This window comes from Corynebacterium sp. HMSC072G08 (assembly GCF_001809185.1).
GTDB lineage: Bacteria > Actinomycetota > Actinomycetes > Mycobacteriales > Mycobacteriaceae > Corynebacterium > Corynebacterium phoceense.
Genome location: NZ_KV796422.1, coordinates 13916 through 35137, shown reverse-complemented (window position 1 = coordinate 35137; position 21222 = coordinate 13916). Strand labels below are relative to the sequence as shown.

Annotated in this window: 19 protein-coding genes and 1 pseudogene; 11 read left to right on the top strand and 9 right to left on the bottom strand. The window is 64.8% G+C overall.

Translation table 11 applies throughout. The features are described from left to right. The first annotated feature begins 40 nt into the window (after nt 1-40). Both HMPREF2559_RS05805 and HMPREF2559_RS12975 read left to right on the top strand, forming a co-directional pair. Nucleotides 41-565, top strand: a complete 525-nt coding sequence (locus HMPREF2559_RS05805) for an alkylhydroperoxidase, AhpD family (protein ID WP_066486484.1) — start codon at nt 41-43, stop codon at nt 563-565. Between the two features lie 223 nt (nt 566-788). Then, nucleotides 789-932, top strand: a complete 144-nt coding sequence (locus tag HMPREF2559_RS12975; protein ID WP_168162237.1) for a hypothetical protein — start codon at nt 789-791, stop codon at nt 930-932. A 200-nt stretch (nt 933-1132) separates the two neighbouring features. Here the strand turns inward: HMPREF2559_RS12975 and HMPREF2559_RS05800 are convergent. Next, nucleotides 1133-1696, bottom strand: a pseudogene (locus HMPREF2559_RS05800) (PTS sugar transporter subunit IIC); the annotation flags it as partial. A gap of 86 nt (nt 1697-1782) precedes the next feature. On the opposite strand from HMPREF2559_RS05800, the gene HMPREF2559_RS05795 reads away from it, so the two are divergent. Beyond that, a complete protein-coding gene (locus tag HMPREF2559_RS05795; RefSeq protein WP_066486479.1) occupies nt 1783-2355 on the top strand; it encodes a hypothetical protein in 573 nt (190 codons plus the stop codon). Nucleotides 2356-2402: 47 nt separating this feature from the next. On the opposite strand, the gene HMPREF2559_RS05790 is transcribed toward HMPREF2559_RS05795, so the two are convergent. Together HMPREF2559_RS05790 and HMPREF2559_RS05785 are read right to left on the bottom strand one after the other, a co-directional pair. Next, the gene (locus HMPREF2559_RS05790) at nt 2403-4955 is read right to left on the bottom strand and encodes a DEAD/DEAH box helicase (RefSeq protein ID WP_066486477.1); all 2553 of its coding nucleotides are present in this window, start codon (nt 4953-4955) and stop codon (nt 2403-2405) included. A gap of 33 nt (nt 4956-4988) precedes the next feature. Further along, on the bottom strand, nt 4989-6071 hold the full coding sequence (locus tag HMPREF2559_RS05785; RefSeq protein WP_066486475.1) for a PAC2 family protein: 1083 nt from the start codon (nt 6069-6071) through the stop codon (nt 4989-4991). Nucleotides 6072-6369: 298 nt separating this feature from the next. Here HMPREF2559_RS05785 and HMPREF2559_RS05780 point away from each other — a divergent pair, with 298 nt between their 5' ends. Beyond that, a complete protein-coding gene (locus HMPREF2559_RS05780) occupies nt 6370-7527 on the top strand; it encodes a DUF4192 domain-containing protein (RefSeq protein WP_082723188.1) in 1158 nt (385 codons plus the stop codon). Between the two features lie 75 nt (nt 7528-7602). On the opposite strand, the gene galE is transcribed toward HMPREF2559_RS05780, so the two are convergent. The 6 genes from galE to HMPREF2559_RS05750 all read right to left on the bottom strand — a co-directional run bounded on the left by galE (nt 7603) and on the right by HMPREF2559_RS05750 (nt 13533). Continuing rightward, nucleotides 7603-8592, bottom strand: coding sequence for a UDP-glucose 4-epimerase GalE (galE, locus tag HMPREF2559_RS05775; RefSeq protein ID WP_066486471.1), 990 nt, complete (start codon nt 8590-8592; stop codon nt 7603-7605). A 232-nt stretch (nt 8593-8824) separates the two neighbouring features. Further along, on the bottom strand, nt 8825-9502 hold the full coding sequence (locus HMPREF2559_RS05770) for an iron-dependent transcriptional repressor DtxR (RefSeq protein WP_066486468.1): 678 nt from the start codon (nt 9500-9502) through the stop codon (nt 8825-8827). 329 nt (nt 9503-9831) lie between these two features. Continuing rightward, the gene (locus HMPREF2559_RS05765) at nt 9832-10839 is read right to left on the bottom strand and encodes a sigma-70 family RNA polymerase sigma factor (RefSeq protein ID WP_066486463.1); all 1008 of its coding nucleotides are present in this window, start codon (nt 10837-10839) and stop codon (nt 9832-9834) included. 193 nt (nt 10840-11032) lie between these two features. Further along, the gene (gene dtd, locus HMPREF2559_RS05760) at nt 11033-11485 is read right to left on the bottom strand and encodes a D-aminoacyl-tRNA deacylase (RefSeq protein WP_066486460.1); all 453 of its coding nucleotides are present in this window, start codon (nt 11483-11485) and stop codon (nt 11033-11035) included. 14 nt (nt 11486-11499) lie between these two features. After that, complete coding sequence (locus tag HMPREF2559_RS05755) at nt 11500-13050, bottom strand: DUF7782 domain-containing protein (protein WP_066486458.1); 1551 nt, start codon at nt 13048-13050, stop codon at nt 11500-11502. Between the two features lie 9 nt (nt 13051-13059). After that, complete coding sequence (locus HMPREF2559_RS05750) at nt 13060-13533, bottom strand: DUF3099 domain-containing protein (RefSeq protein WP_230384119.1); 474 nt, start codon at nt 13531-13533, stop codon at nt 13060-13062. 49 nt (nt 13534-13582) lie between these two features. Between HMPREF2559_RS05750 and HMPREF2559_RS05745 the strand changes: the two genes are divergently transcribed. The 7 genes from HMPREF2559_RS05745 (at nt 13583) to HMPREF2559_RS05715 (ending at nt 21198) form a co-directional block, all read left to right on the top strand. Continuing rightward, on the top strand, nt 13583-13837 hold the full coding sequence (locus HMPREF2559_RS05745) for a DUF3039 domain-containing protein (protein ID WP_066486456.1): 255 nt from the start codon (nt 13583-13585) through the stop codon (nt 13835-13837). Continuing rightward, nucleotides 13834-15600 carry a DEAD/DEAH box helicase gene (locus HMPREF2559_RS05740; protein WP_066486451.1) on the top strand — a complete coding sequence of 589 codons (1767 nt, stop codon included), beginning with the start codon at nt 13834-13836 and terminating at the stop codon, nt 15598-15600. Before HMPREF2559_RS05745 ends, HMPREF2559_RS05740 begins: the two co-directional genes overlap by 4 nt. Before the next feature lie 139 nt (nt 15601-15739). After that, nucleotides 15740-16555, top strand: a complete 816-nt coding sequence (locus HMPREF2559_RS05735; protein WP_070539858.1) for an endonuclease domain-containing protein — start codon at nt 15740-15742, stop codon at nt 16553-16555. 409 nt (nt 16556-16964) lie between these two features. After that, the gene (locus HMPREF2559_RS12405; protein ID WP_246817225.1) at nt 16965-17273 is read left to right on the top strand and encodes a FeoA family protein; all 309 of its coding nucleotides are present in this window, start codon (nt 16965-16967) and stop codon (nt 17271-17273) included. Beyond that, entirely contained in the window at nt 17270-19252 is a 1983-nt protein-coding gene (gene feoB / locus HMPREF2559_RS05725; protein ID WP_070539855.1) for a ferrous iron transport protein B, read from the top strand. Before HMPREF2559_RS12405 ends, feoB begins: the two co-directional genes overlap by 4 nt. Before the next feature lie 20 nt (nt 19253-19272). Continuing rightward, entirely contained in the window at nt 19273-19545 is a 273-nt protein-coding gene (locus HMPREF2559_RS12970) for a hypothetical protein (RefSeq protein ID WP_070540000.1), read from the top strand. 408 nt (nt 19546-19953) lie between these two features. Beyond that, nucleotides 19954-21198 (top strand): NAD(P)/FAD-dependent oxidoreductase, encoded by a 1245-nt coding sequence (locus HMPREF2559_RS05715; protein WP_070539852.1) that lies wholly within the window; start codon nt 19954-19956, stop codon nt 21196-21198. Nucleotides 21199-21222: the final 24 nt, after the last annotated feature.

Below are 21222 nucleotides of genomic sequence, written 5' to 3'. Positions count from 1 at the left end.
ATTGAAAAACACCTATAAAACGCTGTAAGGAGCAAAGAATATGTCTATCGACAACCTGAAGTCTTCCCTGCCGGAGTACGCCAAGGACCAGAAGCTGAACCTGGGCACCCTCACTCGTTCCACCGAGCTCGACGAGGAGCAGCTGTGGGGCTCCATCCTCGCCGCGGCCGCTGCCACCCGCAACGACACCGTCCTCTCCGAGATCATGGAAGAGGCCAAGGAGCACCTGTCCGCTGAGGCTATTGAGGCTGCCCTCGGCGCCGCTACCGTCATGGCAATGAATAACGTTGCGTACCGCGCTAAGGGCTGGCTGGGCGATGACTTCGCTCAGGTCAAGTTCGGCCTGCGCATGAACATCATTTCCAAGCCGGGCGTTGAGAAGGCCAACTTCGAGCTGTGGAACACTGTTGTCTCCGCCATCAACGGCTGTGAGCACTGCCTCGTTGCTCACACCAAGACCCTCCAGGAGGAGGGCCTGACCAAGGAGCAGGTCTGGGAGGGCATCCGCGTGGCTGCCACCGTTCAGGCTGTTGCACAGGCTGTTCAGATTGAGGCTGCTCGCTAAGAGCATGCACTCCTAGAACCGGTGGAGCTTCCAGTTCTCTTGCACTGGGCCTTGCGTTCACACGAGCGCAGGGCCTTTTTGTGATCCTTGGGGACAATCCACAGGTGAGATCATTTCCGATTGAGCTAGAACGGGCGTGCGTTGTGCGCTAAATTAAGAGCAGTTGTGAGAACTGCATTGACTAGGTCTTCGCATCCTGCCCACTTTTAGTTAAGGAAGGTCTATGAGCACGTCGTCGCGCCTCGCATTTAGCGGTTTGGTCGCTGCCGCGGCCTTTGGGATCGCCGCCTTTTCTTCTGACGGCTCCGCCGTTGCCAGCCCGCACGACGCCACGGCTGAGGAAACCGAGAGCCCCGCGACATTTTAGGGGTACGGCTTTGCCGTGCTTTCCGCGGCGAGGAACTCCAGGAGCGTCGCGCGTTGTGCCCGCTTTTCCGCGAATGTGGTGAGCGTTGGGAGGCCTATCGAGATGCCCTGGCCTATGGGGAGTGGCTGCGTGCCGAAGCCGCCGCCGACGCGCACCGTCTGAGGTAACGGCGTTCCTCGCAGCGGCGTGGTGCCGGAGCTCTACTCGAAGTCCAGCTTGTAGTGCTCCGGCTTCACCCTGCCAAGGAGCGTGCTGTAGACGAAAGTAAAGAGGAAGCCGAGAGCGATGGGGGCGGCGACAAAGACGAGGGCGACGATGATGACGTTGCCAGCGCTCCAGCCCCAACCTTCGTAATTGAGGGCGGCGAGCGGGCCGATGAGGCCGGAAATACCGAAGCCGGCCGAGATAGGCGTGCCGGAAACGCCCACGGCGCCGTCGATGCCGCCGAGGATGGCCGCAGAGCTTAAAATCGGCAGCAGGGTAATGGGGCGCGAAAAGACATTCGCCATCTGGACCTTGGGGGAGCCGAGGACGTGGAGGATGGATGTCGCAAAGCCATTGGCCTTCCAACCGATGATGAGCAGCGTGAAGCCGGTGGCGACGGCACCGAGGTCCGCCGTACCGGAGGCCACGCCCTCCATGAAGATGGCGGTGGCGATGCCGACGGTGGAAATCGGCGAGACGATAAGGAATGCGAAGAGCGTGGAGAGCACGATGCCCATGAGTACGGGCTCGAGCGTCGTCGCAGCGCTAAGCGGTGGGCCAGGCGCCGGGACGGTAGCGCGGGGCGCCGAAGAGTAATATAAGCCCCAGCGGTAACACTCACACCAGCATGATGAAAGGACTCTTTATGTCGTCTCGTTTCCAGTCCAGCTCCCGCCTCACGATCCGCGCGGCGGTGGCTGCCGTCCTCGCTGCAGGAATGGCTGCGGTCAGCCCCACTGTGGCGAGCGCGGATGAGCAGTTGGACCGCGAGTTCCAGCAGGAGCTCGACGCAGTGACGAGCGGTGAGGTCGTCCTGCCGTACCGGTCGCCGACCAACTCTCAGCGCTCGTGGGACACCGAGAAGTTTCTTACGCCGAGCGACCCGGCGTTCTGGAACCAGAACGTGGGCGGCAACCGGATTGTCTCGCCGCAGGGCAACGATGGCCTCGTGTGCGTCCACACGCGGTGGGTCATTGGCCCGTGTTATCAGCACGGCAAGAAGCTCGAGTTCGTTGGCCAGGGTTGGGAAGGAATGTACATCAGCCCGGATCTCCCGGTGAATGCCATTCGCGACGCCACGAACTTCGCTCTGTCCGCGAATGGCGGTGGCCTGGTTCCGGTCACTACGTCCTCGGTCAACGCCATCATCTTGTCGTCTATCTTGACGCAGTACCCGGAGCAGTTCCCGGAGGTTCTCTCCTCGCTCGCGCAGCGTTAGAACAGCGTTAGGCAAGCCGGAGCCGAGGGGCGTCTGGGACTCGACGTCTAGTACTCGACGCGCAAGGAGGACAGGCGCACCTCACCGGCGGCATCGGAAGCATCGAGGTCGACGGTGCCCACGAACTGGAAGGCGTGCTCGCCCTTGGGATCGCAAATGATTTGGCGGACGGTCCAGGCGCGGGTCTCTTGGTCGTTCACGCGGAAGAACTCGGGGCCGCGGGCGGAGGGGCCGGTCTCAATGTCGTCGTACTCGTCGAAGTAATCGTCGAGCACAGCGCCGAAGTCGGGGACCTCGTCAAGATAGTCGAGGAGCTCGGCCAGGCGGTCTTCCTTCTCCAGGGCGAAGAGCTGGACGAGGCGGAAGAAGTAGTTGCGCACCATGATGGTAAACGCGCGGCGGTTGGCGGTAAGGGCCGTGGGGTCCTCGACGCCGAAGGCGAGCTCGCGGTCCAAGTCCTCCTGGGAGATGGGGTTGTCCTCGCCGGCCATCTGAGCCCATTCGTCCACGAGAGAAGAGTCGACCTGGCGGATGAGCTCGCCGAGCCATTCGACGACATCGGCAAGCTCGTCCGTGTAGTACTCGTCGGGGACGGATTGGCGGAGGGTACGCCAGGCGTCGGTGAGGTAACGCAGGATGACGCCCTCGCTGCGGGCGAGGCCGTAGGTGGCCACCAGGTCGGAGAAGGTCATGGCGTTCTCCAGCATGTCGCGCACGACGGATTTGGGCGCGATCTGGAATTCCTTGACCCAGGCATTGGTCTCAGCAAACGTGTCATAGGCCTGCTCGAGGAGTTCCTCCAGGGGCTTGGGCCACGTGATGTCTTCGACGATGGTCATGCGCTCGGTGTAGTCCACGCCATCGGCCTTGAGCTGGGCGATCTCCTCGCCGCGGCGCTGCTTCTGCTGGGCGATGAGAACCTGGCGGGGGTCGTCGAGGATGGCTTCGAAGACGGAGATAATGTCGAGCGTGTAGGTGTCCGACTCTGGGTCGAGCAGGCTCAGTGCGGCGAGCGCGAAAGGCGACAGAGGCTGGTTGAGCGCAAAATCGCGGGGGAGTTCGCGCACCACGTGGTAGGGGCGACCGTAGATGTCGAGGCCCTTGGTGGACTTCTGGACGACGCCGGTGCGCACGAGCCCGCGGAAGAGATCCAGCGCCGTGAGGATATCCTGGTTCTGCTTGGAGCGGGTGTCGTGGTTGGTACGCAGGAGGTGGCGCATGTGCTCGTAGCCGTCGCCGTGGCGGGCAAGGACATTGAGCAGCATGGAGTTGGAGACCTTGAACTGGCTGGTGAGCTGCTCAGGCTCGGCATCGATGAGTCGCAGGTAGGTCTTCTCTGACCAGGTGACCTCGCCGTCGCGGGCGGACTTCTTCTTGAGCTTCTTCAGGCGCGCCGGGTCGTCCCCGGCCTTGCGGCGGGCCTTGGCGTTTTCGATTTCGTGCTCGGGGGCCTCGACAACGACGGTGCCTTCGGTGTCGTAGCCGGCTCGTCCGGCGCGGCCGGCGATCTGGTGGAACTCGCGGGACTTCAAGATGCGCTGGCGGGTGCCGTCGTACTTGGCCAGGCCCGTCATAAGCACGGTGCGGATGGGCACGTTAATACCCACGCCCAGGGTGTCCGTGCCACAGATGATCTTGAGCAAGCCGCGCTGGGCGAGGCGCTCGACCAGGCGGCGGTACTTGGGCAGCATGCCGGCGTGGTGGACGCCAATGCCCTTGCGTAGCAGCTTGGACAGGTCCCGGCCGAAGGTCGTGGTAAAGCGGAAACCACCGATTTCCTTCGCGACTGCGTCCTTTTCCTCGGGCGTGAGGATTGTGCCGATGGAGGTGAGCGCTTGGGCGCGCTCGGAGGCCTCGCGCTGGGAGAAGTGCACGACGTAGATGGGTGCCTTGCCCGTGGAGAGGAGTTCTTCGATGGTGTCCTGCACGCCCGTAAAGACATAAGAGAAGTCGAGCGGCACGGGACGGGTGGTCCCGGCAACGAGCGTGGTGTCGCGGCCGGTGCGCTGGGTGAGGTCCTCCTCGAGCCACGACGTGTCGCCGAGTGTGGCGGACATGAGGAGGAACTGCGCCTTGGGCAGTTCCAGGAGCGGTACTTGCCAGGCCCAGCCGCGGTCGGGCTCAGAGTAGTAGTGGAACTCATCCATGACGACTTGGTCGATAGAGGCCTCCGCGCCGTCGCGCAGCGCGATATTGGCGACGATCTCCGCGGTGGCCGCGATAATCGGCGCGTTGCCGTTGACGGTGGCGTCGCCCGTCATCATGCCCACGTTATCGGGGCCGAAGATCTCGCACAGCGCGAAGAACTTCTCGGAGACCAGCGCCTTAATGGGTGCGGTGTAGAAGCTGCGCTGGCCGCGGGCGAGCGCAATAAAGTGCGCGGCGTTGGCGACCATGGACTTGCCGGAGCCGGTGGGTGTCGCAAGGATGACATTGTCGCCGGCGAGGATGCCCAACGAGGCTTCCTCCTGGGCGGGGTAGAGGCTAATCCCGCGGTCTTTCGTCCACGCGATGAAGGTGTCCCACACCGCCTCGTCGAAGAGGGAGGAGGGGACATCCTCAAGGTCGGCCAGCTTGTCAGACAACGTCGCGGTATTCACGACTCACCAGTCTACAAGGCAGGCCGACGCGAGTTACTTGGCTTCGCCCGAATCGTCGGAGTCATCGGAAGCATCCGAGTCTCCGGCAGAAGGACCACCCAGCTCTTGCGGGCCCGAAGAGTCCCGACCGAAGTTATCCTCGCGGTCGTTGATGTCTGCGGTGAGGATCTGGTCGCGCCAGGAATTCTCGTGGCCCAGGGCGTCGAGGAAGCGCTCGAATTCCTCCGAGAGCTCTTCGCCGGTAGGCGCGCCCTGCTCGCCCGGCATGATGGCCTGCGGGTGCTCCTCGCGGTAGCGCTCCATATAGGCGTCGTACTGGTTCTCCAGCTGGCCCACGACCTGTGCGATCTCCTCGGAGTCGTTGACCTGCTCCTCAATCTGGTGGTTGAGTCGCGCGGCGTCGGCCTCCAGGGCGCGCAGTGGCAGCTTGAGGCCCGTCACGGAGGCGACGGACTCGAGAAGCTCGAGCGTCGCCTGCGGGTACGGGGAGTTGGCCAGGTAGTGCGGCACGTGCGCCGTGTAGCCCGCCACGTTCCGGCCGGCCTTCGCCAGGGCGCGTTCGATGTACATCTGCGCCGCACCCGGGACCATCATCGTGGAGTCGAGGCGGAACATGCGGTTCACGAGCTCCGGTGAGTTGCCGTGGGCCGTAATCACCATGGGGCGCGTATGCGGCACCGGCATGGGCGCGCCATACAGCGCGACCGTCTGCTTGACGTCGAACTTATCAACCAGGTCAGTGACGGCCTTGGTAAAAGCCTGCCAGCGCAGGTCCGGCTCGGGGCCAGACAGCAGCAGGAAAGCCTTGTCCGCGTTATCGCGCAGCACGCGCATATCGAGATCGAGATTCTCAATCTCTATCGGTGCGTCATTATCGAGCGTCACCGCAGGGCGGCGCGAGCGGTAATCGATGAGCTCGTCCGCGTTAAAGGATGCGATAAGTCTGTTATCGAGCGCCGCCTTGAGGTGGTCGGCACTGTGCTCGACCGCCTGGCCCGCGTCCGCGTAGCCGTGCAGGGCGACGATAAGGGTGGGGCCGTCCGTCTCGCCGGCCGCGGTGTCGTTCACCGCCGGTGCTGGGTACTCCAGCTCATACATGCGATCTTCGTTCGCCATGGTGTCCTCCTAGCGTCTATACCCTCCACAACAGCGAACCTCACCGTTGTTATTCCCTTGCACGCAATCAAATTTCAGGGGTGCGGCAATGGGGTAGGTGGCCAACTATTTTAGCGCGAAAAACCTGCCAAGCGTGCCGGTTGTGCCCCATCTATTCCTGTGGAGTCAATACCAATGTGTGCATCTGTGGATAATCCCCGGGGGACTGCACACTCTATTGGGCAATGCACCCACGTTTTCCACAGGCACGAACGCGCCGGTCTCGACACCATGTAAAGTAACCCGCCACAGTGAAAGCATGACTACTTCACATGATGCTGTTACACCTGGTTACCTGCTCGCTTCTATCCCTGGGGCGCTCGGATTTTATCCCAGCGACTCCATCATCCTCATGGGCTTTAGCTCAGAGGACAATCGCCTCGTCTTAGGGCCCGTCGCCCGTTTCGACATCGCGCTGGCCTCGCGCCAACTGCCTGAGGCCTTCGCCGTCGTCGCCGCGGGGGCGGACGTCGTCTTCGCCTTCATCGTTTCCCACCGCCCCGACCCCGCCATTCATGACCTCACCGATCTCCTCTTCGACTTCTCTGCTGACCTCGACGACACTGACCGCACCGTCGACGCCTGCTGGTTTACCCCAGAGATTTCCGTCGGCCAGCCCTATGAGATGTGCTTTGCCCCGGCGGAGATTCCGCTCACGCACACCGCGGAATGGCAACAGGGCACCATTGACTCCATCGCCGCGTCGCCCACCATGGAGCGCTGGCGCGAGGCTGGCCGCCTGCCAGAGATTTCCCGTGACGAGGCCTTCGCCTGCTTCGACGAGGCCAATCCTCACTTCGGCCCGCGCGATATCGCAGCCATGGTGAGAGCCGCTGCTTCCGATGCCCCCTTGCTCGCCCAAGGCCGTCCCGCCCGGCCTGTGCCCATGGCAGCCGGCGGGGCGGCCAGCACCCTGGCCGAGGACGTCCGCCTGCGCTTCGAGGACCGCGACATCGTGCCGCTGGCGACGCGGGTCTTTAGCGAGCTGTCGAATATGACGGGTGAGCCGCCGGAGGACGACCCCGTGCGTGCCGATGCCGTCCTGCTCACCCGCATGGCGACCATCCTGTACGACACCGCGTTGCGCGATCTCATCGTGAGCGCTCTGTGCGACCAACCCAAGGGCGCGGCGCGAGTGCTGCTCGCCGTGGCGCAGACGGTGCACGGACCCGCGCGCACCAACGCGTTGGCGCTCTATGCCATGGCGCAGGTCGCGCTCGGCTTGCCGATGGTCGCCGGCACCGTGTTGTCCGTCGCCCTCGAGGAAGACCCGGAGCACACCCTCGCGGGCCTGCTTATGCGTGGGTATCGCGCCGGGCTGCAGGACAAGATGGTGGCGAACTTCCGGCGCGGATCCGCCAAGGCGCGTGCGAGCCTCGGCCTCGACGAGGACGGCGAGCGCGCCTTGTGTGCCTAGCGGACGTGTGTCCATGCCCGAAACGACGAAATCCCGGCACCGTAATCGGCGTCGGGACTCGTGTGTGGAAGACGCTTAGCGGACGCGCTTGGCGGAGTGCGCGCGCTCGCCCAGGTTCTTCGTGAAGTTCCAAGCGTCGGTCACGATGGTGGTGAGCTCTGTACGCGTCGGGTTCCAGCCCAGCTCTTCCTTGATCTTGGCGGAAGACGCGATGAGCGTCGCCGGGTCGCCAGCGCGGCGCGGGGCAAGCTCGGCCGGGATGGGGTGGCCTGTCACGGCGCGGCAGGCCTCGATGACCTGCTTGACGGAGTAGCCGTCGCCCGAGCCCAGGTTGTAGATGCGGTGCGTGCCCGGCGTATTCGTCTCGAGCGCGAGGACGTGTGCGTCCGCGAGGTCGCGGATGTGGATGTAGTCGCGCACGGCCGTGCCATCCGGGGTGGGGTAGTCATCGCCGAAGATAAAGATCTTGTCGCGGTGGCCCAGCGCCACCTGGAGCACGAGCGGGATGAGATGGGTCTCGATTTCGCGGTTCTCGCCAATCTCGCCGTAAGCGCCCGCAACGTTGAAGTAGCGCAGCGAGGTCGCGCCCAGGCCGTAGGCGTTCGCGTAGGACGTGATGGCGTAGTCGATGGAGAGCTTCGTCGCGCCGTACGTGTTCGTGGGTTTGGTAGGCAAGTCCTCGGTGATCGGCACGACCTCGGGCTCGCCGTAGGTCGCCGCGGTGGACGAGAAGACGAGGTTCTTCACGTCGTTGGCGCGCATCGCGTCGAGCAGCGCCAGCGTGGTGACGAGGTTGTGCTGCCAGTACTCGTCCGGCACCTCCATGGACTCGCCGACAAGCGAGCGTGCCGCGAAGTGGACGACGCCCTCGAAGCCGCCTTCGCCGAGGACCTCGGCGGCCTTATCACGCACGTCGCCCTCGACGAGGCGGGCGGCGGCCGGGACGGCCTCGCGGTTGCCCGTGGTGAAGTTGTCAATGATGGTGACGTCGTGGCCGGCCTCGACGAGGACGGCGGCGCACACGCTTCCCACGTAACCGGCACCGCCGGTGACAAGCAGCTTCATGAATAGGACCTTTCCATTAGGCGGTTGGGGCAATGCCCGCGGTACATGCTGCGGGCAGGCGAGTCGAGTCAGGAGTGTTGGTCTGTATACAACAATCTCCCACTGTAGACGCGAACGCGGCCGCGGTCCCGGTGCGAAACTCGTGTGGCCCAGTGAGGGGCGAAACGAGCGGCACAGGGAGCGCGGCCGCGGAGAAGACGCCGGTGCGAAAGGCGAGCACCGGCCCGGCACGCTACGTGCGAATGCGAATGGCGTGAGCGAGGTCGTCGACGAGCTCAACGGTGGCGCCGTTGTCCGTCGTCATCGTCACGGTGCCGTTGTCATTGACCACGGTGACCGCGGCGCCGACCACGATGCCAGCCTCGTAGAGCTCACGGAACTGGGAGGCATCGACCTGCAGGATCTCGTTGATCTGCTCGATGGTGCCCTTCGTCTCCTCGTTGTCCGGAAGATCGATGACGCGCACGCCCGCCTCGAGCGACGGCGGGGTCACGCCCAGCTCGTCGAGGGCCGGGATGGGATTGCCGAACGGGGAGCGGAATGGTTCGTCCAGGATGTTGACGAGGCGACGCTCGACGTCCTCGCTCATGACGTGCTCCCAGCGGCAGGCCTCGTCGTGGACCTGGTGGATGTCGAGGCCCAGGACGTCGGTGAGCAGGAGCTCAGCGAGACGGTGCTTGCGCATAACGGCCGTGGCCAGTGAGCGGCCCTGCGCCGTGAGGTCGAGGCTGCGGTCGTTGCGCACGTGCAGTAGGCCATCGCGCTCCATGCGGGCGACCGTCTGGGAGACCGTCGGGCCGGACTGCTCGAGGCGCTCAGCAATGCGGGCGCGCAAGGGAGTAATACCCTCTTCTTCCAGCTCATAGATGGTACGAAGATACATCTCCGTGGTATCGACTAGATCGCGCATGCTGTATGGCCTTTCTGTCTGGAGCCGACGTGCGCGACGGCCCCAGCTGCTGTAATAAAGAAATACTCGCCCACGCCAACGCGCCAGCACGCCGTTTTATTTCCACGACCTGCCGCCGCGCGGTGTGATTTACTCCCATACTTTAGCGTAAAAGCACGGTCCCGCGCGCAGGAAAACACTCTTAACTGCCGATTTTTGATAGTCGCGGACTATGGGATGTGGGCGACTAAGCGCCGAAACCTGTAGGTGACATACGACACCGCCCCCGGCCGGCTGGCCGAGAGCGGTGGAAAGGGGCGCGGTGGTGCCCGGAATGAGTGTGGGCTTGTTTACTGGGCGTACTCGCGCAGGCGGGCGGCGCGGTTGCCGTCGCGCAGCTTAGCCATCACCTCGCGCTCGATCTGGCGGACGCGCTCGCGGGAGAGACCGAACTTGCGGCCAATCTGGTCGAGGGTGCGCGGCACACCGTCGTCCAGGCCGTAGCGCAGACGGATGACATCCTGCTCGCGCTGCTCCAAAGAGCCGATGACGGAGCGGATATCAGAGTGGCGCATCGCGGCGACGACGGCGGACTCGGCGTCGGTCGCCTCAGCGTCCTCAATGAAGTCGCCCAGCGGTGCTTCCTCGTCCGCGCCGACCGGCATGTCAAGCGAGACCGGGTCGCGGGACTGGCGCAGGAGCATCTCAATCTTCGACTCGTCAATGCCGGATTCCTCCGACAGCTCCTCGTTCGTGGCCTCGCGGCCCAGGGACTGGTACATCTCGCGCTTGATGCGGGAGAGCTTATTGACCTGCTCGACGAGGTGGACTGGGAGGCGAATGGTGCGCGACTGGTCAGCCATGCCGCGCGTAATGGCCTGGCGAATCCACCACGTGGCGTACGTGGAGAACTTAAAGCCCTTGGAGTAGTCGAACTTTTCCATGGCGCGAATAAGGCCGAGGTTGCCCTCCTGGATGAGATCGAGGAGCGGCATGCCGCGGCCGGTGTAACGCTTCGCGAGCGAGACGACGAGACGGAGGTTGGCTTCCAGCAGGTGGGAGCGGGCCTTCTTGCCGTCGCGGGCGAGGATCTTCAAATCACGCTTCTCAGCGCGGGTGAGCTTCTCGGCGTTGGCGAGCTTGTGCTCCGCGTAGAGACCAACCTCAATACGCTGGGCGAGTTCCACCTCGTCTTCGGCCGAGAGCAGCGCCGTCTTACCGATACCGTTGAGATAAACACGAACCAAGTCGGCGGAGGGATTATCGTTCGTCTGATTGCGGCGGGAGCCGCGGTCCGCGTCGTCGGGCGCGAAGCCGTCGTTTTCTGCGGTGGTGTGGGCTGCGGAAGAGCTGCTCATTGTTTGTGGCCTCCTATAAGGTTTCGCCGGTAACACATTGTTCAACGGCCGAGAGGTGAAATGAGTTCCCGCCGCCGATTATTGCTGCGATAAGTGTCGCACAAATGGGGGTAATTCACCGGGGGTAACCTGCGGTTTCCTGAGATCCATTTAAAACAAAAAATTAGTGGAAATTCAGACTCGGGCCGCGAGGCTAGCACTCGACGAGGACCGTGAAGGGGCCCTGATTGACGGAGGTGACCTCCATCATGGCACCGAAGCGGCCTGTCTCCACGTGCACTCCGTGGCCCTCGAGCGCGGTGCGCAGCGCCTCGATGACGGGCTCGGCGTCTTCGCCAGGCGCGGCGTCCGACCATGACGGGCGGCGGCCCTTGGCGGTGCGGCCGTAGAGCGTGAACTGGGAGACGAGGAGAACCGGCGCGCCCGCGTCGCGGACGGCAACCTCGCCGTCGAGGATACGCAGGCCCGAGATCTTGTCTGCCATCTTGTCAATTTTCGACGCCAGCGTGCTGGCGTCGTCGCAGTCCTCGCGGGCCACGCCCACGAGTGCGAGCAGCCCGCCGGTCTCGGGGCAGTCGATAGCGCCGACCACCTCGCCTTCGACGGTGACGGACGCGGACGAGACGCGAGTGAGAACGGCGCGCATGAAAGAAAGACTCCTTAGTCGTTGAGCAGGTCGGTGGGTATGAGCAAGCCGTGGCGGACGAGATCCACGACGGCAGGCAGGGCAGAGGCGAGGAGCTCGTCCTCGTCGAAGTCGTTGAGTGCGGCGTAGACGCCGACGGTATCGGCGAGTGTGAGGCCCTCCGGGTTGAGACCCGCGACGATGGCGGCGAGGTGCTGGTCCACGTCGTGCTGCCAGCGTGGGCCCTCGGTACGGGTGAGTCGCAGTGCGGCGCGGTGAAAACCTTGGCCGGCTTCGTCCGGCAGGGCGACGTCCTCGCGGGCGAGGCCCGGGCGCACCGCGAAGTGAGAGCGCTCCAGCTTGCCGGGGACGAGGCCGCGCAGCCACGCGACGCGCGCGAAGTACTCCTCGACCTCGGGGCCGAGCGGATCGTTAAACGGCTGCGGCATGTACTCCGCCAGAATGTCCGAGGGTTCGTCGTCGCCGATGCGCTGCAGAGCAACGAAGCCGAAGCCGATGCCCGTGACGTCGTGGGCATGGAAGTGCTGAAGCCAGCGCTGCGCCTGCTCCTTGCCGGTGTCCGAGCGCAGGTCCACGGATTCGTCCTTGAGCCACGTCGAGACGTAGAGCGACGGGTCCGCGACGTCGCGCTGGATGATCCACGCGGCCACGCCTGTGGCGGGCAACCAGGACGCGACGCGCTGCTGCCAGGGGACGTCGCCTTGGTGGACCCAGGCCGCGAGCAGGTGGGCGGTGCCGCCGGGGTTGAGGTGCTCTGGGGCCTGGGAGATGACGAGCTCGGAGGCGCCGTCCAGGTTGAGGCCGGAGTCGCGATAGACGTGGCCCACGGTGGGCAAGCCCACGACGAAGGGCGGGTTGGCCACGATCCGGTCGAAGCGTTCGCCGTCGACAGGCTCGAACCAGGAGCCCTGGCGGAGATCGACGCGCTCGGTGGCACCGGCCGCGGCGACAGTGGCACGGGCGAGCTCGAGGGCGCGCGCATGGACGTCTGTGGCGACAACCCGCGTAGCGTTGCCCAGCTGGCCGAGCAGCTGCACTCCCGAGCCTGTGCCGAGGTCGAGGACGGACTCGACCGGCGAGTGCGGAGTCGACTGGAGGAGGGAGAGCGAGGCCGAACCGACGCCTAATACGTGATCGGGGCCGGGGACGTGGTCGACGAAGGTGGCGTCCACGTCGGAAAAGACCCAGTGGTTGGCGCCCGCGATGACGTGCGGGCGTACGTCGAGGGCGATACGGAGCGTCCCGGCGGTAGCAGCAGGGACGGTGACCCCGGCGTCGATGAGGCGGGTGGCCAGCGGTGCAGAGAGGGCATCGGCAAGCTCGGCGGGGGTTAGCGGCTCGTGGAGGATAAACGCGCGAATGAGCGCGTCGAGCTGCGTGCCGCCGGAGGTGGCGAGCAGAACGGGGCCGGACTCGCCGCGATAGAGGGCCTCGGTGACCTCAGGGCCCAGGTGGCCGGAGAGACCGGCGTCGGTAAAGCCGGCGGATTCGAAGGCGGCGGCGAGGTCCGCGGCGGCATCGGCAAGCGGGAACTTGGGGTTGAGCGGCGCGAAGAAGTCGGTCATAGCGGGCCTTTACTGAGTGTCGTCGTGGTCGATGGTGCGGGAGGCGGGCAGCTCGGCGGTGCGTTCACGCTCAAGCTGGGCGTAGTGCTGTTGCTGCTGGCGGGCGAGGGCGGGGCGGTAGACCATGCGCTCGCGCTCGTCGCGCTTCTGGCCGCGGCCGTTGCCGAGCACGACCGCAATCCACGGCAGCGGCACGGAGACGGCCAGCGCGATGGTCGCGGCGAGGTACCAGTGCATGACGAGGAAGAACGCGCCGAGCAGGAGGGAGGGCACGCGGAGGAACTGGAGAAAAGCGTATTGCTTCTCGCGGCGGAGGCGATCCTGGCCGGGGCCGACCTTCGCGTCTGTAATGAGGGCACTGCGGCGGGCAAAACGGCGGCGGGGAGCTTCCTCTGCGACGCCCTCAATAATGGAGGGATCGCTAGACGACGATCCGGTCATAGGATCGTCTGGGGTGTCGTCGCCATTGTCCCGAGTGCTCATGACAACCCAGCCTAGCCCCTAGAGTCGCATTTTTTAACCCTCGTGGGGCATGATAGGTCGAGTGAGTACTACGACGACGAAGACGATTGAACGCCCCGACGTTCGTGAAGAGACGTCGACGGGTGATGGCACCCCGAAGTTCTTCCACTACGTGCGCAAGGACAAGATCCTGAATTCCGCTGTGAGCGGCGAATACGTCGTTGCACTGTGCGGCGAGACCTTCCCGGTGACCAAACAGGCGAAGCCGGGTTCTCCGGTGTGCCCGGACTGCGAGAAAATCTATAAGGGGCTGCGTCGTAAGTGAGCGCCCGCCGCGGTCCTTTGCGCGCCTGGCAACAGGCGGCATTGGACAAATTCTTGGCAACCAAACCGCGTGACTTCATGGCCGTGGCAACGCCGGGTGCCGGTAAGACGACGTTCGCGTTGCGCATTGCCACGGAGCTTATCGATGACCGCACGGTCGACCGCGTCATTGTTGTGGTCCCCACGGAGCACCTCAAGGTGCAGTGGTCCCACGCCGCCGCGCGCGTGAACCTGTCGCTGGACCCGAACTTTAAGAACTCGTCTGCGGTCAACCCGGCGTACGACGGCATTGTGGTCACCTATGCCCAGGTAGGCATGCACCCGTTCAAGCACCGCGCCGTGGCCTCGTCCAAGCGCACGTTGGTGATCCTTGACGAGATCCACCACGCCGGCGACGCAAAAAGCTGGGGCGACGGCGTGCGCGAGGCCTACGACGACGTGGAGCACCGCCTGGCGCTTACAGGTACGCCGTTCCGTTCCGATGACTCGCAGATCCCCTTCGTGCGCTACGAGCAGGACGGTGAGGGCCACCTCGTTAGCCAGTCCGACCACACCTATGGGTACGGTGACGCGCTTGCCGATGGCGTCGTGCGCCCCGTGGTCTTCCTTTCTTACTCTGGCGAGTCGCGCTGGCGCGATTCCGCCGGCGAGGAGCATGCCGCCCGCCTGGGCGACATCCTCAACCCGGAGCAGACCGCCCGCGCGTGGAAGACGGCGCTGGACCCCAAGGGCGAGTGGATTCCTACCGTTTTGAATGCGGCACACACGCGGCTTATGCAGATGCGCCGCAACATGCCGGACGCCGGCGGCCTCGTGCTCGCCACGGACACGCAGACCGCCCGCGCGTACGCGAAGATCTTGAAGAAGCTGTCGAATACGCCGGTCTCCGTCATCCTCTCCGACGATCCGACGTCCTCGGACCGCATTGAGGAATTCTCCCAGTCCACCGACGAGTGGATGGTCGCTGTGCGCATGGTTTCTGAGGGCGTCGACGTCCCGCGCCTGGCCGTGGGCGTCTACGCCACCTCCGCGTCCACGCCGCTCTTCTTCGCGCAGGCCATCGGCCGTTTTGTGCGTTCGCGCATGCCGGGCGAAACCGCGAGTGTCTTCCTGCCCTCCGTCCCCGTGCTCCTGGGCCTGGCGGAGAACATGGAAAAGTCCCGTGACCACGTCCTTGGTGCGGAGAAGTCCCCGGATAAGGAGGGCTGGGACGACGATCTGTTGGCCGAAGCCAACAAGAAGAAGACCGAGCAGGACATGCTCGAGCCGACCTACGAGTCCTTGGGTGCGGAGGCTGAGTTCTCCGGCCTGCTCTTCAACGGCTCCCAGTTCACCACCGGCGATATCACGCAGGAAGACCAGGACTTCATCGGCATCCCCGGCCTCCTCGACGCCGATCAGGTCAAGGACCTGCTGCGCAAGAAGCAGTCCGATGAACTCGACCGCCGCGAGCAGGAAGAGAAGGCCAAGCGCGCCGCCGAGGCCGCCGAGGCCCACCGCCGCGAAATCTTCGGCCTGCCCAGCGCGCCGCAGAACCGGAAGCCCGCTGCTTCCGATGCCGCTGGCGAAGCCAGCGGTGTTGTCGATGAGATCGCCGAGCTGCGCAAGGAGCTCAACACCTTGGTCTCCATCAAGGCGCAGAGCTCCGGCCGCCCGCACGGCGCTATCCACACGGAGGTCAGAAAGGCCTGCGGCGGCCCGCCCACCGCACTGTGCAACGCGGAGCAGCTGCAGGCGCGGATTGATTTTCTGCGGGCTTGGTAGAGCGCAGGTGCTCTCGCTTGTCGAAACGTGAATGAGTCGCCGAAAATCGGGTGAATTTTCGGCGACTCATTCATACTTGTGCTGCACGCTCGGGCGCCTTCGGTTAGGCTGATGCTCACAACACACGGGGGAGATCAGCATGGGGATTGTTGACAGAAAATTTCCGGGGGCTTTCAAAGTAGGCCAGGGCCTTTACTTGCCTGAAGAGCCGACGCCGGAACAGCTCGCGGCGCTCGCTTGCGAGAGGGGTGCGTATCTAACCGGCGAGAGCGCCGCACAGGTGCTGCTGGGTGAACAGCTCACCTTTCCGCTGCGCTTGGTGAGTCGCACATCGCTACCGTCTTCGCAGCTATGGACCGTGTCGCGACGGAACCGGTTGGTGTACCTCACGCGTGGCGACCTTAAGATCCTGTATCACCCCCTCGCCGTGGCCGATATCGCCAATGACGACCGGGCCATTCGGCTGCTCGCGAGCCGCTACGGCGGAAAGAGGGGACAGAAGTTGCTCGACGAGGATCTCTCGCACGTGCGCGAGCTTCCCAAGCGGACGCGGGAACTTATCAACCGCGCCGCGGTCGGGGCTGAGTCCCTGCTCGAGCGCACTGTCGCCCGTGCACTGCGGGAACATGGCGTCGAGGTAAAAGTCAATCACCTGATCGGGCTTTACCGCTGGGATCTGGTGATCCCGAAAACGAAGGTCGCAATCGAACTTGACGGATTCAAGTTCCACATCCAGCGTGACGTGTTCATCCATGACCGCTGGAAGAATAGTGATGCTGTCCTGCGCGGCTGGACGACGCTTCGATATTCCGGTTCTTGCGTGAAGCATCATCTCGAGGACGTGGTGGGGCAAATCCTCTCAGCGAAGGCCCCGCGACTGGGCGAGCGGTGGCACAGGCTCTTCGTACGACAGTGGCACTGGGGTATGCACGACGAGATGGTTGTTCTGGAATGACGGAACGTGAATGAGTCGCGAAAAACAGAGTGATCTTTCGGCGACTCATTCATACTTCGCAGCTCCACCTGCTGTCGAGACGCACGCCGCTGCACTCGGCCGGTGCATGCGGCCAGCGTTCCCGTGAATTCGCGAGTGCAGTTCTCAGAATTGCCCGAGACGAGAGCGGCCTGCACGACGGTCAGGCCGCCGCGGTAGCGACTTTCAAGAGACAAGCAGCGACGCGGGGAAAACCCTGCACAAAGTGCAATTGATGGCCGCGTACCGCGGCGCCGAAACAAGGAGGGGATCCACCCCTGGGTGTGACAAAGTAGTCAAAGCCAAGGATCGCCTTCTTAAGGCAAGCCTTCGCGATTTAAACTCACTATGAGATTAATTATCAGCCTCACTCATTGACGAGGAAGTCCTCATGGTTATGTTGTCGCTTTTTGCCACCGGCCACCGCGCCGCGACCTCTGCACCGCTGCCTGGCGAGGCCGAGCGCGACTGCACTGCCCGCGCCCACCTACTGCCCGTCGGCGCCGAAGCCGTGCTCACCAGCGTCGCCCGCGTCACGAATCCGGCGCTGGCCCTTCGCCTGCGCGAGCTCGGCTTGCGCGAGGGCGCGACACTCACCATTGGCAATAAGACGGCCGGCGGCGGCCGCGTCGTGACCGTGGACGGCTGCCGCTACGCCCTCGACGTGGCGACCCTCGCGAGCCTGGACGTCCAACGATGAGCACCACACACAAAGCCGCCAGCTGTCACAGCAATGCCGGCGGGGCAGTAGCTCCCGCGGGTGCGCCTATCGTCGCGCTCGTCGGCGCACCGAACTCCGGCAAGTCCACGCTCTTTAACGCGCTCACCGGTGCGAAGGCCCAGACCGGCAACTGGCCAGGCACCACCGTCGAGGTCGCCCGCGGCGCCTGGCGGCTCAGCACAGCGCACGACTGCGCGTGTGCCGGGACCAGCGAGTGCCACTGCCCTCACCAGGCGCAGGCGATCGACCTCATCGACTTTCCTGGCGCGTATTCGCTCGACCCTATGAGCCCGGATGAGGAGCTCACCCGGGACATGCTCATCAGGCATCCGGTGGACGAGCGTCCCGATGCCGTCGTAGTCCTCGTCGACGCCACCGCCGTGGCGCGCGGTCTCAACATGGCGCTGCAGGTTGCGGAGTACCCGCACCGCGTCGTCATCGCGCTGAGTAAGACGGACACGGCCGCCGCCCGCGGCATCACCGTGGATGTCAGGAAGCTGGAAAAGCAGCTCGGGATGCCCGTCGTCACTGTCAACGGACGCACGCGCTCCGGCATCGCAGAACTAGAGCGCGCCGTCCGCGCAGCACTGGCCACGACTAAGACCACCCTCCGCACCTCCCATGATCCCGACGATCGATTCCGAGATGTCGATGCTGCTGTGAAGGCCGCCGTCACCCGCGGTCCCGCCGCGACCACCGCCACGGAGAAGATTGACCGCTTCGCCCTCCACCCGGTCCTGGGGCCCATTCTCTTCCTTGGCGTCATGTGGCTCGTCTTCCAGATCACCACCACTGTCGCGGCACCGCTGCAGGATGGCCTCGAGGCGTTCATCCTGGGGCCAGTCTCTGATGCGGCGCGCGCCGGGCTCGAAAAAGTCGGCCTGGGCGGGGGACTGGTGGAAGGCCTCCTTGTCGACGGTTTCATCGGCGGCGTGGGCACCGTGCTCACCTTCGCCCCGCTCATGGCGCTCATGTTCATCTGCCTGGCCGTGCTGGAGGACTCCGGCTATATGGCGCGGGCGGCGGTGGTCACCGACCGCGTCATGCGCGCCATCGGGCTGCCGGGCAAGGCGTTTATCCCCATCATCGTGGGCTTTGGCTGCAATGTCCCGGCGATTGCCGCCACGCGCGTGCTCGCCGCACCACGCCAGCGGATCCTCACCGCACTGCTCATTCCATTCACGTCATGCTCCGCGCGACTCGTCGTCTTCCTCATGCTCGCGCAGACCTTCTTCCCGGCGCATGCAGGCAGCGCCGTCTTCACGATGTACGTCGTCTCCATCGCACTCGTCGTGCTCACCGGCCTGCTCCTGCGCCACACGCTGTGGCGCGCCCTGCCCGCCGAGGCACTTGTCATTGATTTGCCCTCCTACCAGCTGCCCACCGCGCGCCTGGCCTTGTCCGTCATGTGGATTCGTCTCAGAGGATTCCTGCGCACCGCCGGCGGCATTATCGTCTCCACCGTCATCGTCATCTGGCTGCTCATGGCCATCCCCGTCGGCACGGACGCCCGGATTGGTGAGGTCGCCCCACAGGATTCCGCGTACGGCACCGTCGCGCGCACCATCGCCCCGGCCTTCGCGCCTGCTGGCTTTGACTCGTGGTCGCTCACTGGCCCGCTCGTCACCGGCTTCGTGGCGAAGGAAGCGCTTATCTCCACGTGGGCGCAGACCTATGCCGTCGCGGACGTCACGGATGCCGATCCCACCGAGCAAGCCGCCAGCCCCCTCGCCGGCAATATCCGCGCTGACTTTGAGGCGGCATCGGAAGGCCATGCTTTGGCCGCGGTGTGGGCCTACATGCTCTTCCTGCTCTCGTACACCCCGTGCGTGGCGACCATCGCCGCGCAACGCCGCGAAATCGGCTGGCGGTGGACCCTCTTCGGCTTCGGCGTGCAGCTCGCCCTCGCGTGGACGCTCTCCGTCATCGCCTTCCAGCTCCTCAAGCTGGTGCTGTAATGTTCCGCCGCAGCCTTCCGATGCCCCCATCCCTCCCACCGTCCCGCGCCGTCACCGCCGCGTTGGCCCAGGGGATAAGCGGAACCCCGGCGCTGGCCGCCGCGACCGGGCTCGACGCCGAGACCGTCGACCTTGTCCTGGCGCACCTCGAGGCCACCGGCGAGCTCACGCGCGCGGCGCTCGGCGAGTGCGCGGCCTCGAGTTGCGACGGCTGTTCCTGGGCCGGCAACTGCGCAGCCCACGTTCCAGGCCGCACGGTTCCCATCGAGCTGCACCTTCACCGCCCGGCTTAGATGGGGAGACAAGGACAACCTCTGGTTCCACGGCGGTAACCTCCACCAGTCGCGCCACTATTCGCGCTACCTCGCGCTCCAGTTGAAGGCCCGCTACGAGGGACTTGACACCCCGGTCTACAAGCTGGCCGAAGTCCATCACCTCCGTTAACAGTCACCACATACAGCGCCGCCATCCTTCCTTGATGGCGGCGCTTCGCGCGCGCCGGGCCATCACTCACCCCGCCGCACCGAACTATCAGCCACCTTTGCCGAGGCCCCACAGCACCCACTTAATCCAGACGTCATTTCGCCCACACAACCACCAATGCGGTAGTAATATGTCTCACAATCCACACCCCACTGTGCGAGCCTCACAAGGGCTCTACGCACAACACACCCACTCGACACCCTGAGAGGAAGCATTCCATGGCAGCACCCCAGTCCACCCCACATTCGATCGTCGTCGGCGCAGGCATGGTCGGCTTGTCCACGGCCTGGTTCCTCCGGCAGAAAGGCCACGAGGTCACCGTCATTGACCGCGATGGCGTCGCAGCCGGTTCCTCCTGGGGCAATGCCGGGTGGCTGAGCCCCGGTAAGACCATTCCGCTCGCCAACACGGAGCTGTGGCGCTACACCCCGCAGGCCTTCTTCAATCCGGATGCCGCCCTCCACGTCCCGCTTCCGCCCAGCCCGCAGGTCATCGACTTTGGCGTGCGTTTTATGGCGCACGCCACCCAGAAGGCCTGGGATAAGACGATGGCTGCGCTCACTCCCATCGATCTCAAGGCACTCGACGCCTATGACGAGATGGTCGACGGCGGCGTCGAGTCCTGGACGAAGAAGAGCCCGTTCATCATCGCCTTCAAGAACGAGCAGGAGGCCGAGGGGTTTATTCATGAGGTCGAAGGCGCCGTGCGCCACGGCCAGGATGTTCCCTTTGAGGAGGTCGCCAATCCTCGCGAATTCGTGCCCTTCCTCAGCGATAACGCGCAGCTCGTCTTCCAGCTGGGCAACCAGCGCTACTTTGAGCCGGGTCCGTTCTGCCACAAGCTTGCCGATGCCCTCCGCGACCGCGGCGTCACCATCCGCACCGGCGCCTCCGTCGTGGACGTCCAGTCCACCCGCAAGCCCGTGGTGGAGCTCTCCACCGGCGAGCGTCTCCAAGTCGACCACGTGGTCCTGGCCACCGGCGCGTGGCTGCCCAAGCTCGCCCGCAAGCTCGGCGTGCGCACCCGCGTCCAAGCCGGACGTGGTTACTCATTCAGCGTTGATACCGGCGCGCACCCCGCCGAGTATCCCGTCTACCTGCCCGCGCAGCGCCTGGCCTGCACCCCGTACGAGGGCCGCTTCCGCATTGCCGGCACCATGGAGTTCCGCGATGCCGACGCTCCCTTCGACCCCAAGCGCGTCCAGTCCATGGTCAAGGCCGCCAAGGAAATGTTCACCGGCCTCAACTTCGACAACCGCCAAGACGAGTGGGTGGGCTCCCGCCCCGTCACCCCGGACGGCCTGCCGCTTATCGGCGTGACCAAAGCCCCCAACGTCTTTGTTGCCGGCGGCCACGGCATGTGGGGCGTCGTCTTAGGCCCCGCCTCCGGCCGCGCCCTCGCTCACCTCATTGAGACAGGGGAGACCCTGCCGGAGATCCGGGACTTCGACCCGCTGCGCTAGCAAGCCCGCCCTGCTTGCCGATGC